Origin of the sequence: Pseudoalteromonas sp. APM04 (assembly GCF_022809815.1) — a bacterium.
In the GTDB taxonomy this organism is placed as follows: Bacteria; Pseudomonadota; Gammaproteobacteria; order Enterobacterales; family Alteromonadaceae; genus Pseudoalteromonas; species Pseudoalteromonas marina.
Map to the genome: position 1 here is coordinate 534,075 of NZ_CP094441.1, position 14,620 is coordinate 548,694.

Annotated in this window: 16 protein-coding genes, 3 tRNA genes and 1 riboswitch; of the genes, 14 read left to right on the plus strand and 5 right to left on the minus strand. The window is 41.5% G+C overall.

Annotated elements, in window-relative coordinates; translation table 11 throughout:
• Window positions 1–62: 62 nt before the first annotated feature.
• The 8 genes from MTP24_RS02460 (at window position 63) to MTP24_RS02495 (ending at window position 7,678) form a co-directional block, all read left to right on the plus strand.
• A complete protein-coding gene (locus MTP24_RS02460) occupies window positions 63–467 on the plus strand; it encodes an acyl-CoA thioesterase (RefSeq protein WP_058428325.1) in 405 nt (134 codons plus the stop codon).
• 121 nt (window positions 468–588) lie between these two features.
• Window positions 589–987: an META domain-containing protein gene (locus MTP24_RS02465; RefSeq protein WP_243532631.1), complete on the plus strand. Its 399-nt coding sequence runs from the start codon at window positions 589–591 to the stop codon at window positions 985–987.
• Between the two features lie 100 nt (window positions 988–1,087).
• Window positions 1,088–1,196: riboswitch (TPP riboswitch) on the plus strand.
• A 144-nt stretch (window positions 1,197–1,340) separates the two neighbouring features.
• Complete coding sequence (gene thiC / locus MTP24_RS02470) at window positions 1,341–3,293, plus strand: phosphomethylpyrimidine synthase ThiC (protein WP_243532633.1); 1,953 nt, start codon at window positions 1,341–1,343, stop codon at window positions 3,291–3,293.
• Between the two features lie 105 nt (window positions 3,294–3,398).
• On the plus strand, window positions 3,399–4,406 hold the full coding sequence (locus MTP24_RS02475) for an FAD-dependent oxidoreductase (protein WP_138739950.1): 1,008 nt from the start codon (window positions 3,399–3,401) through the stop codon (window positions 4,404–4,406).
• Window positions 4,407–4,601, plus strand: a complete 195-nt coding sequence (gene thiS, locus MTP24_RS02480; RefSeq protein ID WP_006792068.1) for a sulfur carrier protein ThiS — start codon at window positions 4,407–4,409, stop codon at window positions 4,599–4,601.
• A gap of 3 nt (window positions 4,602–4,604) precedes the next feature.
• Window positions 4,605–5,396: a thiazole synthase gene (locus MTP24_RS02485; protein WP_243532635.1), complete on the plus strand. Its 792-nt coding sequence runs from the start codon at window positions 4,605–4,607 to the stop codon at window positions 5,394–5,396.
• Window positions 5,397–5,409: 13 nt separating this feature from the next.
• Window positions 5,410–6,936 carry a thiamine phosphate synthase gene (gene thiE, locus MTP24_RS02490; protein ID WP_243532637.1) on the plus strand — a complete coding sequence of 509 codons (1,527 nt, stop codon included), beginning with the start codon at window positions 5,410–5,412 and terminating at the stop codon, window positions 6,934–6,936.
• Window positions 6,929–7,678 (plus strand): HesA/MoeB/ThiF family protein, encoded by a 750-nt coding sequence (locus MTP24_RS02495; RefSeq protein ID WP_243532639.1) that lies wholly within the window; start codon window positions 6,929–6,931, stop codon window positions 7,676–7,678. Before thiE ends, MTP24_RS02495 begins: the two co-directional genes overlap by 8 nt.
• A 153-nt stretch (window positions 7,679–7,831) precedes the next feature.
• On the opposite strand, the gene asd is transcribed toward MTP24_RS02495, so the two are convergent.
• Both asd and rsgA read right to left on the minus strand, forming a co-directional pair.
• Window positions 7,832–8,710 (minus strand): archaetidylserine decarboxylase, encoded by an 879-nt coding sequence (gene asd / locus MTP24_RS02500; protein ID WP_243532641.1) that lies wholly within the window; start codon window positions 8,708–8,710, stop codon window positions 7,832–7,834.
• 15 nt (window positions 8,711–8,725) lie between these two features.
• A complete protein-coding gene (gene rsgA / locus MTP24_RS02505) occupies window positions 8,726–9,784 on the minus strand; it encodes a small ribosomal subunit biogenesis GTPase RsgA (RefSeq protein ID WP_243532643.1) in 1,059 nt (352 codons plus the stop codon).
• A 162-nt stretch (window positions 9,785–9,946) separates the two neighbouring features.
• On the opposite strand from rsgA, the gene orn reads away from it, so the two are divergent.
• The 4 genes from orn to MTP24_RS02525 all read left to right on the plus strand — a co-directional run bounded on the left by orn (window position 9,947) and on the right by MTP24_RS02525 (window position 11,033).
• The gene (gene orn, locus MTP24_RS02510) at window positions 9,947–10,492 is read left to right on the plus strand and encodes an oligoribonuclease (protein ID WP_006792074.1); all 546 of its coding nucleotides are present in this window, start codon (window positions 9,947–9,949) and stop codon (window positions 10,490–10,492) included.
• 182 nt (window positions 10,493–10,674) lie between these two features.
• A tRNA-Gly gene (locus MTP24_RS02515) sits at window positions 10,675–10,750 on the plus strand.
• Between the two features lie 38 nt (window positions 10,751–10,788).
• A tRNA-Gly gene (locus MTP24_RS02520) sits at window positions 10,789–10,864 on the plus strand.
• A 93-nt stretch (window positions 10,865–10,957) separates the two neighbouring features.
• Window positions 10,958–11,033 (plus strand) — tRNA-Gly (locus tag MTP24_RS02525).
• 225 nt (window positions 11,034–11,258) lie between these two features.
• Here the strand turns inward: MTP24_RS02525 and MTP24_RS02530 are convergent.
• From MTP24_RS02530 to MTP24_RS02540, 3 genes are all read right to left on the minus strand, one after another.
• Window positions 11,259–11,687 carry a secondary thiamine-phosphate synthase enzyme YjbQ gene (locus MTP24_RS02530; protein WP_039036362.1) on the minus strand — a complete coding sequence of 143 codons (429 nt, stop codon included), beginning with the start codon at window positions 11,685–11,687 and terminating at the stop codon, window positions 11,259–11,261.
• Window positions 11,684–12,151: a chemotaxis protein CheX gene (locus MTP24_RS02535; protein ID WP_006792077.1), complete on the minus strand. Its 468-nt coding sequence runs from the start codon at window positions 12,149–12,151 to the stop codon at window positions 11,684–11,686. Before MTP24_RS02535 ends, MTP24_RS02530 begins: the two co-directional genes overlap by 4 nt.
• Window positions 12,152–12,224: 73 nt before the next feature.
• Entirely contained in the window at window positions 12,225–12,662 is a 438-nt protein-coding gene (locus MTP24_RS02540; RefSeq protein WP_033019044.1) for a transcriptional repressor, read from the minus strand.
• Window positions 12,663–12,756: 94 nt separating this feature from the next.
• Here MTP24_RS02540 and MTP24_RS02545 point away from each other — a divergent pair, with 94 nt between their 5' ends.
• Together MTP24_RS02545 and dusA are read left to right on the plus strand one after the other, a co-directional pair.
• Window positions 12,757–13,377, plus strand: a complete 621-nt coding sequence (locus MTP24_RS02545) for a MarC family protein (protein WP_006792079.1) — start codon at window positions 12,757–12,759, stop codon at window positions 13,375–13,377.
• Window positions 13,378–13,470: 93 nt separating this feature from the next.
• Window positions 13,471–14,445, plus strand: a complete 975-nt coding sequence (gene dusA, locus MTP24_RS02550; RefSeq protein WP_279388989.1) for a tRNA dihydrouridine(20/20a) synthase DusA — start codon at window positions 13,471–13,473, stop codon at window positions 14,443–14,445.
• Window positions 14,446–14,620: the final 175 nt, after the last annotated feature.

Sequence of the window (14,620 nt, forward strand, 5' to 3'; positions counted from 1 at the left end):
AATTATTTTTATACCTGTGTTATAACGCAGCGATTATACGTAAAAAAACTAGGATTACTAATATGACTTTTAAAGTTGATTTTAAAGTACGTCATTACGAATGCGATTTACAAGGGATCGTTAATAACAGTGTTTATTTTAATTATTTAGAACATGCCCGCCATGAATTCCTATTTTCGAACGGTGTTGACTTTGCATTACTTGCTAAGCAAAAAGTTAATTTAGTTGTGATTCGTAGTGAAGTTGATTACAAGCACTCATTGGTGCCAGAAGATGAGTTTTATGTGTCTGTAAAGCCCGTTCGTCTAAGTCGTTTAAAGTTTGCGTTTGAGCAAACTATTGTACGTAAACACGACCAGCAAGTGATGCTTAAAGCAAAAGTAATAGGTACTGCCGTTAACGAAAAAGGGCGTCCTTTTTTACCACCCGAAATGCAAACCCTATTTAACAATAATGATTTAGGCTAACTCATATTCTATAAATAACGTTTTATGAACAAAAAATTACATTTAAAACATGCAAATTTAACGGATAAATCGCATAAATATTGTTATTATGACATTAATTAGACAATGAGTTAGTAGCAGTATGAAATTATCAGCAATACCGATGCTTTTAATCGGTTTATGTGTTGGTTGCGCATCAACAGGGACCGTTACCAGTGAGCAGCTAAAATACACACAATGGCAGTTATCTACAATTGATGATTTAGCCTTAGAGGAGCAATACACGGCTTCCGTTAGCTTTATAGAAGCGCTTCAAGTAAATGGATTTGCAGGATGTAACCGATTCTTTGGTGAGGGTGAACTTAACGAAAGTAGCCTTAGTGTGCAAAAAGTTGGAATGACCCGAAAATCTTGCGGCGAAAAAACAGATAAGTTTGAACAGCAGTTTTTAAAAACGTTAAAGCAAGGTGCAACGCTTAGCATGCAAGGTCAAAAATTAGTTATGCAAGGCGAGCAAAAGTTTGTATTTGTTGCTAAATAAATTTTAGAGTTTTAAAAAATGACCCCTTGCGGGTCTTTTTTAACTGGCGTACACTCAACGCAGATTTAATAAGATTGTTTATTAAATCAACGAACAATTTATATACTTGTCGGAGTGCCTAAGTATGTTGCTTAGGCTGAGATCGCGAAAGCGGGATCCGTGAACCTGATCAGGTTAATACCTGCGTAGGGAACAAGCTGCCTAAAACGGGACGCTTGTGCGTCTTTTTTTATGCGTGCAATAAAGCGATACCCATTTTTATAGGCTGCAAAGTGGCATGAAGCTACTTTACGATCTTTCTCTATTCCTTTTGGAATATCTGACAAGACAACCCTTTAGTTATGAGGTAAGTCATGTCAAACACTACAAATAAATCATCGCGTCGCGAAACGCGCGCAGCTGCATCTGAATATATTTATAATTTAACAGGGCAGCCATTTCCAAATTCTCAAAAAGTGTACGTTGAAGGTAGCCAGCCAGGCGTGCGTGTAGGTATGCGCGAAATAACACTCAGTGATACGTTTATTGGTGGCACCGACGAAAATCCGGTGTATGAATCTAATGAGCCCCTTCGTGTTTACGATACATCGGGCCCTTACACTGACCCAAATTTTGAATTAGATGTACGCAAAGGGTTACCAAAATTTCGTGAGCAATGGATTGCAGAGCGCAACGATACAGAAGTACTCGATTCGGTCACCTCGCAGTTTGCACAGCAGCGTATGGCTGATGATGGACTTGATCATATTCGATTTGATCACCTACCAAAAATTCGCCGTGGTAAAGCGGGCAAAAATGTCACACAAATGCATTACGCCCGCCAAGGTATTGTAACGCCAGAGATGGAATACGTTGCAGTGCGAGAAAATATGGGGCGTGCAAAGATTCGAGAAGAGTTATTAGCTGCGCAGCATAAGGGTGAGTCGTTTGGCGCGAGTATTCCCGATTTTATAACCCCTGAATTTGTACGTGACGAAATAGCGCGTGGCCGCGCAATTTTACCTAACAATATAAATCATCCAGAAACCGAACCAATGATTGTTGGCCGTAACTTTTTGGTTAAAGTGAACGCTAATATAGGTAATTCATCGGTCACTTCATCTATTGAAGAAGAAGTAGAAAAAATGGTGTGGTCGACTCGTTGGGGCGCCGATACCGTAATGGATTTATCAACAGGGCGCTATATTCATGAAACACGTGAGTGGGTAGTACGTAACTCGCCTGTACCCATTGGTACTGTGCCTATTTATCAGGCCCTTGAAAAAGTAAACGGTGTAGCTGAAGACTTAACGTGGGAAATATTCCGCGATACCTTAATTGAACAAGCAGAGCAGGGCGTTGACTACTTTACTATTCATGCAGGTGTGCTTTTGCGCTACGTACCTATGACGGCAAAACGTGTTACAGGTATTGTATCGCGCGGTGGCTCTATTATGGCCAAATGGTGTTTAGCGCACCATAAAGAGAACTTTTTATACACGCACTTTGAAGATATTTGTGAAATTTTAAAACAATACGATGTGTGTTTTTCATTAGGCGATGGCCTTCGCCCAGGCTCTATTGCTGATGCAAACGATGAAGCACAATTTAGTGAGTTACGTACATTAGGCGAGCTAACACAAATAGCATGGAAGCATGACGTACAAGTATTTATTGAAGGGCCAGGGCATGTGCCAATGCACATGATCAAAGCCAACATGGATGAGCAACTAGAACATTGTGGCGAAGCGCCATTTTATACTCTAGGCCCACTAACAACCGATATTGCACCAGGGTACGACCACATTACATCGGGCATTGGAGCTGCGCAAATAGCGTGGTATGGCTGTGCTATGTTGTGTTATGTAACGCCAAAAGAACATTTAGGCTTACCAAATAAAGAAGACGTTAAAGAAGGTTTAATTACCTACAAAATTGCAGCGCATGCCGCCGATTTAGCTAAAGGACACCCAGGCGCGCAAGAGCGCGATAATGCCTTGTCAAAAGCGCGTTTTGAGTTTAGATGGCATGACCAATTTAATATTGGTTTAGACCCTGAACGTGCCCGCGAATACCACGACGAAACACTGCCACAAGAGTCGGGCAAAGTAGCTCATTTTTGCTCTATGTGTGGCCCTAAATTTTGCTCTATGAAAATCAGCCAAGAAGTACGCGATTACGCTAACGATTTAGAGGAGCGTGGTATTGATCCCAATAACGCGGGTGAGGCTATTGAAATTAAAATGATTGATGTAGAAGCACAAATGAAAGCTAAATCAGAGGAGTTTAAGCAAACGGGCTCTGAAATTTATCACAAAGCGATATAACTCGACCTTAGGCTGCAGATATCTAACTACGTGCAATGAGGTGGCTACCTTAGCACAAGATTGCATGTAGTTTGTGACTCGCGGCCAGCCAATGAAGGATTTTTTATGCAGTACCATATTGCAATTGTTGGATTTGGTTTAGCAGGAAGGCTTGCTGCACTTGAGCTAAGTAAGCAGCACAATGTGAGCGTGTTTGAGGCCGATGATGAACATGCTCTCAATAGCGCAGGCAAAGTTGCAGCAGCTATGCTTGCGCCATTGGCTGAGTCGGTATTGTGTGAAGCCGATTTAGCGCAAATGGGATTGGATTCGATTAATCGCTGGCCACAAATAATAGAAGAGCTTGAACACGATGTGTTTTTTCAGCAGCAAGGCACATTAGTGGTTGCACATCAGCAAGATAAAGGCGACCTGCAAAGCTTTACCCAGCGAATAAAACCCATAGCTGGGCACAATACTGAGGCCTTAAATGCTCAGAAAATAGCGCAGTTAGAGCCAGAGCTTGCGAATCGTTTTAGCCAAGGTGTGTTTTTACCCTGTGAAGGGCAAATAGATAACCAAGCCTTTTATAAAGCAAGCTATAGCATGCTTAACAGGCGAAAAGTAAAGTTTGTGTTTAATCAGCGGGTAACTATTAAAAATGGTGAAATTAATAATCGCCCGTTTGATTTTATTATTGATTGCAGAGGGCTTGGCGCAAAAAAGGAGCAACTGCTTCGTGGCGTAAGAGGTGAGGTTGCGCGACTTTATGCGCCAGAAGTTAATTTAACGCGTCCAGTGCGATTAATGCATCCGCGATATCCTATTTATATTGCACCAAAACCTAATAATGAATATGTCATTGGTGCAACTGAAATTGAATCGCAAGACAGCGGCCCAGCCACTGTACGTTCAACACTAGAACTATTGTCGGCAGCTTACACGGTGCATAGTGGGTTTGCAGAAGGGCGTTTATTAGGGGTTCAAACAGGGCTTCGGCCTGCGTTTAGTGATAACAGACCACAAGTGAAAAAATCAGGAAATGTTATTAGCATTAATGGCTTATATCGTCATGGCTATATGTTAGCCCCTGTTCTTGTTGCACAAGCGCTATCGTACATAGGTGAGAATTAAATGAAGATTACGTTAAACGGTGAGCTTTTAGATTTAACCTCTCATGCGTTACTTGAGATATTGAAAGAATATGGAGCAATTGCCCCTTATGCGGTGGCTGTTAATGGCGTATTTATACCAAAAAGTCAGCATAACGGTTTTGTTATAAATGAAGGGGATAGCATTGAATTGTTATCGCCCATTCAAGGTGGGTAGCGCATGCAAGTAAAAGACACGCTAAATATTTATGGTGAAGCAATTAATAGCCGATTATTAATTGGCACCGCTTTGTATCCATCGCCAGATATTATGACGCAATCAATTGAAGCGTCCGGTGCGGGGGTTGTCACGGTATCACTAAGGCGTCAGCAAAGTGCAGAAGCAGGTGATGACTTTTGGCAATTGATAAAAAATACGGGTTTAAAAATATTACCCAATACGGCTGGGTGTCACAGCGTAAAAGAAGCGGTAACCCTTGCTCGAATGTGTCGTGAAGTATTTGCTACCGATTGGATTAAGCTTGAGCTGATAGGTGATGACTATAACTTGCAACCTGATCCATTTGCTTTGCTTGAAGCCACAGAAATACTAATTAACGATGGGTTTAAAGTACTGCCTTATTGCACCGATGATTTAGTGCTTTGTCAGCGTTTAAATGACCTAGGATGCGAAGTGCTTATGCCATGGGGGGCACCAATAGGTACAGGAAAAGGCTTGTTAAATAGTTACAATTTAAAAACGATTCGTGAGCGCTTACCAAATACAACACTTATCGTGGATGCAGGGTTAGGTCTACCGTCGCATGCCTGCCAAGCGCTTGAATTAGGGTATGATGCTGTATTATTAAATTCAGCCATTGCTGGGGCGGGTTGCCCAAAAACTATGAGCCTTGCATTTAAGGCGGCGGTTGAGGCAGGGCGCTTTGCTTATAACGCTAAAGCAATGCCCGAAAAAGACCTCGCAGCACCCTCAACTCCTACAATGGGCATGCCGTTTTGGCATCAGCAGTAAGGAAATAAAATATATGAATAACGTAGTGTGGACAATTGCCGGATCTGATTCTGGCGGTGGCGCAGGTATTCAAGCCGATATAAAGGCGATGCAAAGTTTTGGTGTACATGGCTGTACCGCAATTACTGCGCTTACGGCGCAAAATAGTTTAGGTGTAGAAGCTATTAATGCGGTGTCTACCGATATTATTGAATTACAGCTTTTGGCACTTGAAAAAGACATGAAGGCCAAAGTAATTAAAATTGGCATGTTAGCAAATGTGCAGCAAATTCAATTAATCAGTGAACACATAAGCCACTACAAAGCTAAATGGCCAGTTCCACCAGTAATTGTTTATGACCCCGTTGCTATTGCCTCAAGCGGTGATGTATTAACCGAAGAAGATACCGTAAGCGCTATTAAAGAGTGCTTATTGCCGCTGGTGGATGTAATAACACCTAACACGCACGAGACTCAATTATTAACGGGCGTATATTTAATTGGCCCAAGCGCCGTTAAAGACGCTGCAAATAAACTGCTAAGTTGGGGAGCAAAGTCAGTGGTTATTAAAGGTGGGCATTGGGATTTCCCTAGTGGTTACTGTATTGATTACTGCATACAAAATAATGAAGAATATTGGCTAGGTAATAAAAAAATTCAAACCCCACACAACCATGGTACGGGGTGCAGTATGGCGTCGGTTATTGCAGCGTGTTTAGCAAAAGATTACCCACTAAAAGATGCCTTTATTTTAGCCAAAGCTTATATAAACCAAGGTTTAAAGCAGTCGGTTAGATACGGTGAAGGAATAGGGCCTGTAGCGCAAACATCATTTCCTACACATTTAGATGACTATCCTCAAGTTATAGAGCCAGGTAGCTGGCTTGGTGATGAACTTGATTTTGATGTGCCGCTTGAGTTTAATATGGCCGCTGATTTTGCACCTTGTGAAAGTAAACAATTAGGCTTGTACGCGGTTGTTGATAGTAATGACTGGCTAGAAAAGTGCTTACAGGAAGGGATCAAAACAGCGCAATTACGTGTTAAAAATAAAACTGAGACTGAGCTTGATGAACTCATAAAACAGGCTGTTGAACTGGGTAAAAAGTACCGCGCTCACGTATTTATAAATGATTACTGGCAGTTAGCAATAAAGCACGGTGCTTATGGCGTGCATTTAGGCCAAGAAGACTTAGACATTGCTAATTTAGCCGCCATTAAAGAGGCGGGTTTAAGGCTTGGGCTTTCGACTCATGGTTTTTATGAAATGCTGCGTGCGCATAATTACCGACCAAGTTATATGGCATTTGGCGCTATTTATCCAACCACAACCAAAGATATGACAGGGCAAATACAAGGGCTCGATAAACTTAAAAAGTGTGTGCCATTAATGCAAAGCTACCCAACGGTTGCCATTGGCGGAATTGATTTAACCCGCGCAAATGAAGTTGCTAATACAGGCGTCGGTAGTGTTGCGGTAGTAAGGGCCATTAGTGAAGCGGATGACTATATTGCAGCTATTAGCTCGCTACAAAGCGCTATAAACCAGCCAAATGGATAAGCTCAGCGATAAAGAAACCCTGCGTTATAGCCGCCACTTATTATTAAAAGAAGTGGGGCTAGAAGGGCAGTTAGCACTAAAGTCTGCCACTGTTGCTGTAGTCGGTGCAGGCGGTTTAGGCAGTCCAGCACTTTTGTATTTAGCGGCGGCAGGTATTGGAATGCTTATTTTAATAGACGATGATGCCGTTGAGCTTTCAAACCTACAGCGCCAAGTGCTTTATAAAGTTAATCATTTAGGACAAAGTAAGGTAGCGGCCGCTGGTAAAGTATTAACGAGCCTCAATAATCAAATAAATATAGTAACGCACAGTAAAAAGCTTGATGAGGAGAATTGCGCTGAGCTTTTAAGCAATGCCGATGTAGTACTTGATTGCTCAGATAATTTTACCACGCGCTATGCAGTTAACCGGTATTGCTTAGCAAATAAAACGCGTTTAATAGCTGGCGCTGCTATCGCGACAAGCGGGCAGTTAATGGGCTTTGACTTTACACAGACTCAAAGCCCTTGCTACGGCTGTATTTTTCCAAAAACGAGTGATGCACCCGCTATTAATTGTAGTAATGCGGGGGTAATAAGCCCTTTATTAGGGATTGTTGGTTCTATGCAGGCACAACTTACGCTTAATTTTTTACTCGGGCATGTTGAGGGGAGTGCATTTATTACCTTTGATGCGCTGAGTTTAAAGCAGCAACATTTTAAAGTAGTTAAAGATTTAAACTGTAAAGAGTGTGGTAGATAAAATAAGAGGTAATTCGCGGGGCTAAACTTGGGATTAAGCCATGAGAAGCTGCGCTTCTAACATGAGCAAGCTCATTGTCTACCAATAAAAAGCACCGCATTTGTCATAAACGCGGTGCTTTTAATCTTTAACTAAAAACTAAAAACTAAAAACTTATAGCTCTTCACTTCCTTTAATTTTTGCAAACGCAGTACCTAAGCGAGTAACCACTTCTGGTAGTTGATCGTCTAGTATGTTTGCTTTATTAGCACCCCATGCAAGCACTACCGTTGAGCCTAATTTAAAGCGACCCATTTCCTCGCCTTTCTTAAGTGTGATTGCGTTTTCACCGCTGGTCGGGTAATTCCAACTAAATACATCACTACCCGCTGGTGGAGTAACAGTACCGGCCCAAACAGTTTCTATGCTTGCGACAATGGTTGCGCCTACCAATACCATAGCGAGTGGACCTATTTCCGTTTCAAAAATAGCCACTACACGCTCGTTACGCGCAAATAAGTTGGGAACATTCTGCGCTGTAAGCGGATTTACCGAAAATAAATCGCCCGGTACGTAAATCATTTTGCTTAATGTGCCATCAATAGGCATATGAATACGGTGGTAATCTTTTGGTGCTAAATAAATAGTTGCAAATTTACCACCTAAAAACGCAGTTGTATCGTCCTCAGACCCACCTAGAAGTGCCTGCAAGCTATAGTCGTGGCCTTTGGCTTGAATAAGCTGTCCATCAACTATGTCGCCTAGCTGGCTAATTGCACCATCTACTGGATGAATTATTGTATCAGCGTCTTCAACCATTGGACGAACGCCGTCTTTGAGTGGACGAGTAAAAAACTCGTTAAATGTTTTGTAATGAGACGGGTCTGAATATTTAGCCTCACTCATATCTATTTTATATTGCTTGATAAACAGTTTAATAAGCGTTGTTGTTAACGCACCGGCTTTTGCAGCTGCTAATTTACCCACAACGCGCGAAATAAAGTGTTTTGGCATTGCGTACTGCATTGCGATTTTAAATTTGTCTAAGCTCACGGTATTTTTCCTTAATTATACACGCGGCGCACGAGCGCCGGCACGGCCATCGGCCATTGATTCTAAAATTCGGTGGTAGCTGTCAAAGCGTAGTTGCGAAATGTCGCCATTGGCTACGGCTTCTTTAATTATACAGCCCGGGTCATTTAAGTGTTTGCAGTCTCTAAAGCGGCATCCACCTATAAATTCTCTAAATTCTTTAAAGCACCAAGTTACACGCTCAACGTCTAAATGCCACAACCCAAATTCACGAATACCCGGCGAGTCAATTAAGTTACCGCCAGTGGGTAAGTGATGAAGGCGAGATACCGTTGTGGTGTGTTGGCCTAAGCCACTGTTCTCTGATACCTCTTTCGTTAATATTTCGGCATTTGGCAGTACAGTATTTACTAGGGTTGATTTACCCACGCCACTTTGACCTACAAAAATATTATTTTTACCAACAAGCATGTCTTTAAGCTCATCAATTCCTTCTCCGGTTATATTGCTGACAAGCAGTACGCGATAATTTAATTTGCGATAAATATCGAGCACGTTTTGAATATCTTTTAGGCCGGCTTCGTCGATTAAATCGATTTTGTTGAGGACTAAAATAGGCTCAATACCCATGTCTTCACACGCAATCAAATAACGGTCAATAATGCTGGGTGTAAACTCAGGTAATACAGCAGAAACCATAAGTATTTGGTCAATATTTGCAGCAATTACTTTTACCCCATCGTAGAAATCGGGGCGAGTAAGCTGCGAGCGACGCTCTTGTGTTGCTTCAATAACTCCGGCTAAATCGCCTTCACTTACTTTAGCGCGACGAAATAACACTTCGTCGCCACATACTAAATTAGATACCGTTCGGCGTATATTACAGCGAAGCACGTCTCCATTTTGCGTTTCAACATCAGCGTGCTGACCAAATCGACTGATCACAATGGCGCTTTCAACCTGACCTAAATTATCTGCCTGCCACTCTTGGGCACCTTTTTTAGCTGGTTTTGAACCTGCGCTATTAATACGCTTTTGATGATTGGCCTTGATCTGACGCGATTGGCCTTTACTTAATTTTTTCTGTTTTGCCACGTTTGGCCTATAACCTTGTTTAAATGTCGGCTTTGAGCATAATACCAATTCGCAATAATACTTAACCGAGTTGGTATAAAAAAAGCTTTAGCTCGACGGTTGATGCTAATATGATATATCGAAATGCGTTGGATCTAAAGAAAAGCACCGTTTAAGGTAATTATGACTATTAATAAATCAAACTTAATTTGGCTCGATCTGGAAATGACCGGACTTGAACCTGCGACCGACAAAATACTTGAAATTGCAACTGTTGTCACTGATGCAGACCTTAATATATTAGCTGAGGGGCCAACTATTGCTATTCATCAAAGCGATGAATTACTTAATGGTATGGACGAGTGGTGTACTACTCAGCACGGCAAATCAGGCTTAACTGCGCGTTGTAAAGCAAGTGCGTTTGATGAAGAGTATGCGGTAGCGCAAACATTAGAGTTTTTAAAGCAATGGGTGCCAGCCGGTGCATCCCCAATGTGCGGTAACTCAATTGGGCAAGACAGACGCTTTATGAATAAATATATGCGTGAACTCGAAGATTTTTTCCATTACCGCAACCTTGATGTAAGTACGATTAAAGAACTTGCTAGACGTTGGAAACCAGAAGTGCTCGCTCAAGTGAATAAAAAAGGCTCTCACCTTGCCTTAGACGACATTAAAGATTCGATCATGGAATTGAAGGTATACAGAGAAAAATTCTTTAATTTGTAAAAAACACTTGCAAACACATCGTATTATTGTAGAATCCTGCCCCGCTCAAGACGATAACCCCCGCGGGGTTAGTGTGCTTAAGCGGTTAAATTATCATCAGAAAGTGCGGCGCTAGCTCAGTTGCCGGGATGTTGGACGCGACGTGTCGCGCACCAACGGAAAAATTACTGACTAACCATAATGCGGCACTAGCTCAGTTGGTAGAGCGCGACCTTGCCAAGGTCGAGGTCACGAGTTCGAGCCTCGTGTGCCGCTCCAATTTCTCACCAAAGAAATTGGAGTTAAAATTTAGAAATGCGGTACTAGCTCAGTTGGTAGAGCGCGACCTTGCCAAGGTCGAGGTCACGAGTTCGAGCCTCGTGTACCGCTCCAATTTCTAACTAAAAATGCGGTACTAGCTCAGTTGCTAGAGTGTTGAACGCGACCTGTCGCGCACCAACGTAAAATAACTAAAGAAGTAAAAATGCGGTACTAGCTCAGTTGGTAGAGCGCGACCTTGCCAAGGTCGAGGTCACGAGTTCGAGCCTCGTGTACCGCTCCAATATTTTTATCCCTTCAAAATATCTTCATTAAAAAGCATAATTCAAACCTTTATTACCTAATTTTTCCTATTTGTAATATTTAGCATTCAGACTTTGATTATTTGACGTTATCACTTTTGCGCAGAGCCAGCTTTTCATTAATAAAGCGATATTTTATCCTGAGGTAGTATAGTTGAAGCAAGAGGGGGGGGATATTTTTTGACTGAGAAGTTTTGAAATTTTAGTTAAAGCAGCTCACCTTGAATAGTTGCTATAATGCGCCTTGCGCCACCAACATCTCGGTGCTCGCCTAAATAAATACCCTGCCAAGTTCCTAAAGCTAAGTATCCATTTGAAATTGGAATACTTAACTCACAACCAAGTATGCTGGTTTTTATGTGGGCAGGCATATCGTCGTCGCCTTCATAATCATGACGATAATAAGGCTGTCGCTCAGGTACAAATTTATTGAAGTGGCTTTCCATATCCATACGCACAGTAGGATCGGCATTTTCGTTAATCGTTAGACTTGCTGATGTGTGTTGAATAAATAAATGCAGTAAGCCTACTTTGTAGTGGGCAATTTCGGGGAGTTGGTTTAAAACGTCATCATCAATTAAGTGAAAACCCCGAGAACGAGGTTTTAGTGAAATTGTTTTTTGTTGCCAACTCATAGTGTATCGAAACTAACTTCTATATTGGCTGTGCCAGCGTCGCTACTAAATGGCATTATGATTTTTTTGCCTTGGCTTTTATGTGTTATTGTATGGCCTGCACCTGAAACAACAATAGGTGTAGCCATATCAAAATCAAACCCTTTTTCGCCTAACAGGTTTTTTGCACCACCGGTTACCATATTAGTGATTTCACCCACCATGTCTGTGACTTCTTCATTAATAGTGTCTGGGCGCTCGCCAAGCATACGTTCCATAATTGTAAGAGCTAGACTTTCGTCAAATGTGATTGAGAACGACCCACGCGTTTGCGGGCCAACCATACCAATTAAACCAGATACATCGCCACAGGCGACTTCATCAGTTTTAATGCGCGGTTTACCAGGTTTCAACTGTGTTTGTGCCATGGTGCTTAACACGTTGATTAATGATGATAAAAAAGGATTGATAAACTCTACATTCATACTGAATACTCTTAAATTTGTGCTATTGAATGGCTACAACTTACTAGTATAGCCATAAAGAATTATTTTGTTTTTATAAAGCTCTGCAAGACTCACATTTACCATGAGCTTCAATTGTTTGCCCTGATACTACAAACCCACTTTCTGCCGCTAAGTTGTTTAGCTCATGAGAGATAACGGTAGAGTGAAGTTCTTTAACATATCCGCAGTTGTCGCAAATTAGCAATTGTACGGGATGAATATGATCAAAATGATGACACAACATAAATGCGTTGGTGCTTTCAATTTTATGAATAAATCCTAGTTCGGCTAAAAAGTCTAATGCACGATAAATAGTGGCTGGCTTGGCACCAGACTCAGTGATTTTTAGTTGTTCTAGTAGATCATAGGCACCTACACCGCCTTGTGCACTGGCTAATAAGCGAAATACTTTTTCACGGATAGGCGTAAAACGAGCGCCACGGTTGTCACATACTTGCTTAGCTTTACTAACTAGTGATTCTATATTCATCATTCTCTTATCCTTACGCTACCATGATATACTAACATACTGTGTTGTAGTTGCAGTGTTTTTATTAGGCGCTTTTTATTTAGGAAACCCCGAAATGAACGAATTATTAGCCATTTTTATCTTCTTTTTTGCGGTGATAGACCCAATAGGAACTGTACCTGTATTTATCGCAGTAACCCGAGGAGAAGATGATAAATTTAAGCGCAAAGTCATCTTTAAGGCCGTTGGGGTATCGGCTGTTGTGCTGCTATTTTTTGTTGTAGCTGGTGAGCTTTTATTAAATGCGATTGAAATTCCATTGTCGGCTTTTCAGATAGCGGGCGGCATAGTGCTACTGCTTTTTGCACTGTCGATGATTTTTGGTGAAAGCAAACCCGAAACAGAAATAAAAAGCGTACGTGACAGCACTGAAACAGCCATTTTTCCATTGGCTATTCCTTCAATCGCGAGCCCAGGCGCTATGTTAGGTGCTGTGCTTATGACGCGTAATGAAGAGTTTACTTGGATTGAGCAACTGATGACGTCCTCGATGATGCTTGCTGTTTTGGCTTTGGTACTCATATTACTTTTACTTGCAACACATGTGCATAAAGTTATTGGCGATAGTGGCGCGAGTATTATAAGTAGAATAATGGGACTTATTTTAAGCTCTGTTGCAGTAACTAATATTTTAAATGGTATTGCGCATTACTTTGGTTTGCAGGTATATAGCTAATATTGCTGCTAGTCGGGGTTTTGTGTAAAATGCGCCTCCTTTAAACGCCTTGCTTTTATACCCACTTGGGTTTTACATTTGGATGAATATATTTTGGATAAACCAACTTTAAACAGACGCTTTTCTGTCGCCCCAATGCTTGATTGGACTGACCGTCATTGTCGTACTTTTCATCGTAAAATGACAAAGCACACCGTGCTATACACAGAAATGATCACCACGGGCGCTATTTTGTTTGGCCGAGGTGACTACTTGCATTTTAACCAGCATGAGGGACCTGTTGCATTGCAATTGGGTGGTTCTGATCCTGAGGCATTGGCAAAATGTGCAAAGCTTGCCGGGGAGCGTGGTTATGATGAAATTAATCTAAATGTAGGCTGCCCGTCAGATCGGGTTCAAAATGGTCGCTTTGGTGCGTGTTTAATGGCCGAACCCGAATTGGTTGCTCAGTGCGTTGCGGCAATGAAAAATGAAGTTAGCATTCCGGTGACTGTTAAAACGCGCATTGGTATAGACGAACAAGATTCGTATGAGTTTTTATGTGCGTTAATTGAAGCAAGTCATAAAGTAGGCTGTGATGACTTTATTATCCATGCGCGCAAAGCATGGCTAAATGGTTTAAGCCCTAAAGAAAACCGTGAAGTTCCGCCACTTGATTACCCGCGTGTATATCAGCTTAAGAAAGATTATCCGCAACTCGATTTAAGTATTAATGGCGGCGTGAAAACGATTGAACAAAGTCTAGAGCATCTTCAATACATTGACGGGGTTATGGTTGGGCGCGAGGCCTACAGTAATCCGTTTATGCTTAACGAGGTTGATGAAAAAATTTACGGGGATATAGCCAATACGCAAACCCGACATGATGTTGTGCGCTCAATGTATGATTACATTGAAGAGGAAATGCGATTAGGCGCTAATTTTTGGCATGTTGCACGTCATATGCTCGGTATTTTTCAGGGACAACCTGGTGCGCGTGGCTTTAGACGTCACCTTTCAGAGAACGGCCATGGCAAACAGGCTGATTTATCTGTAATGGATAAAGCTCTTAGCTTTGTTCCCGAGTAATTTTTTCAAACGTAATATATAAAGCCACTTATACAGTGGCTTTTTTGATCCTAAAAATTAGTCAAAAACATAATTTATTGGCCAATTATACTTAGCACTATTCAGTGTGTGGTCATTTTAATCTTATCTTTTTCATTTCAACCCTTTGATAATAAGCTTCTTTTATTAATATAAA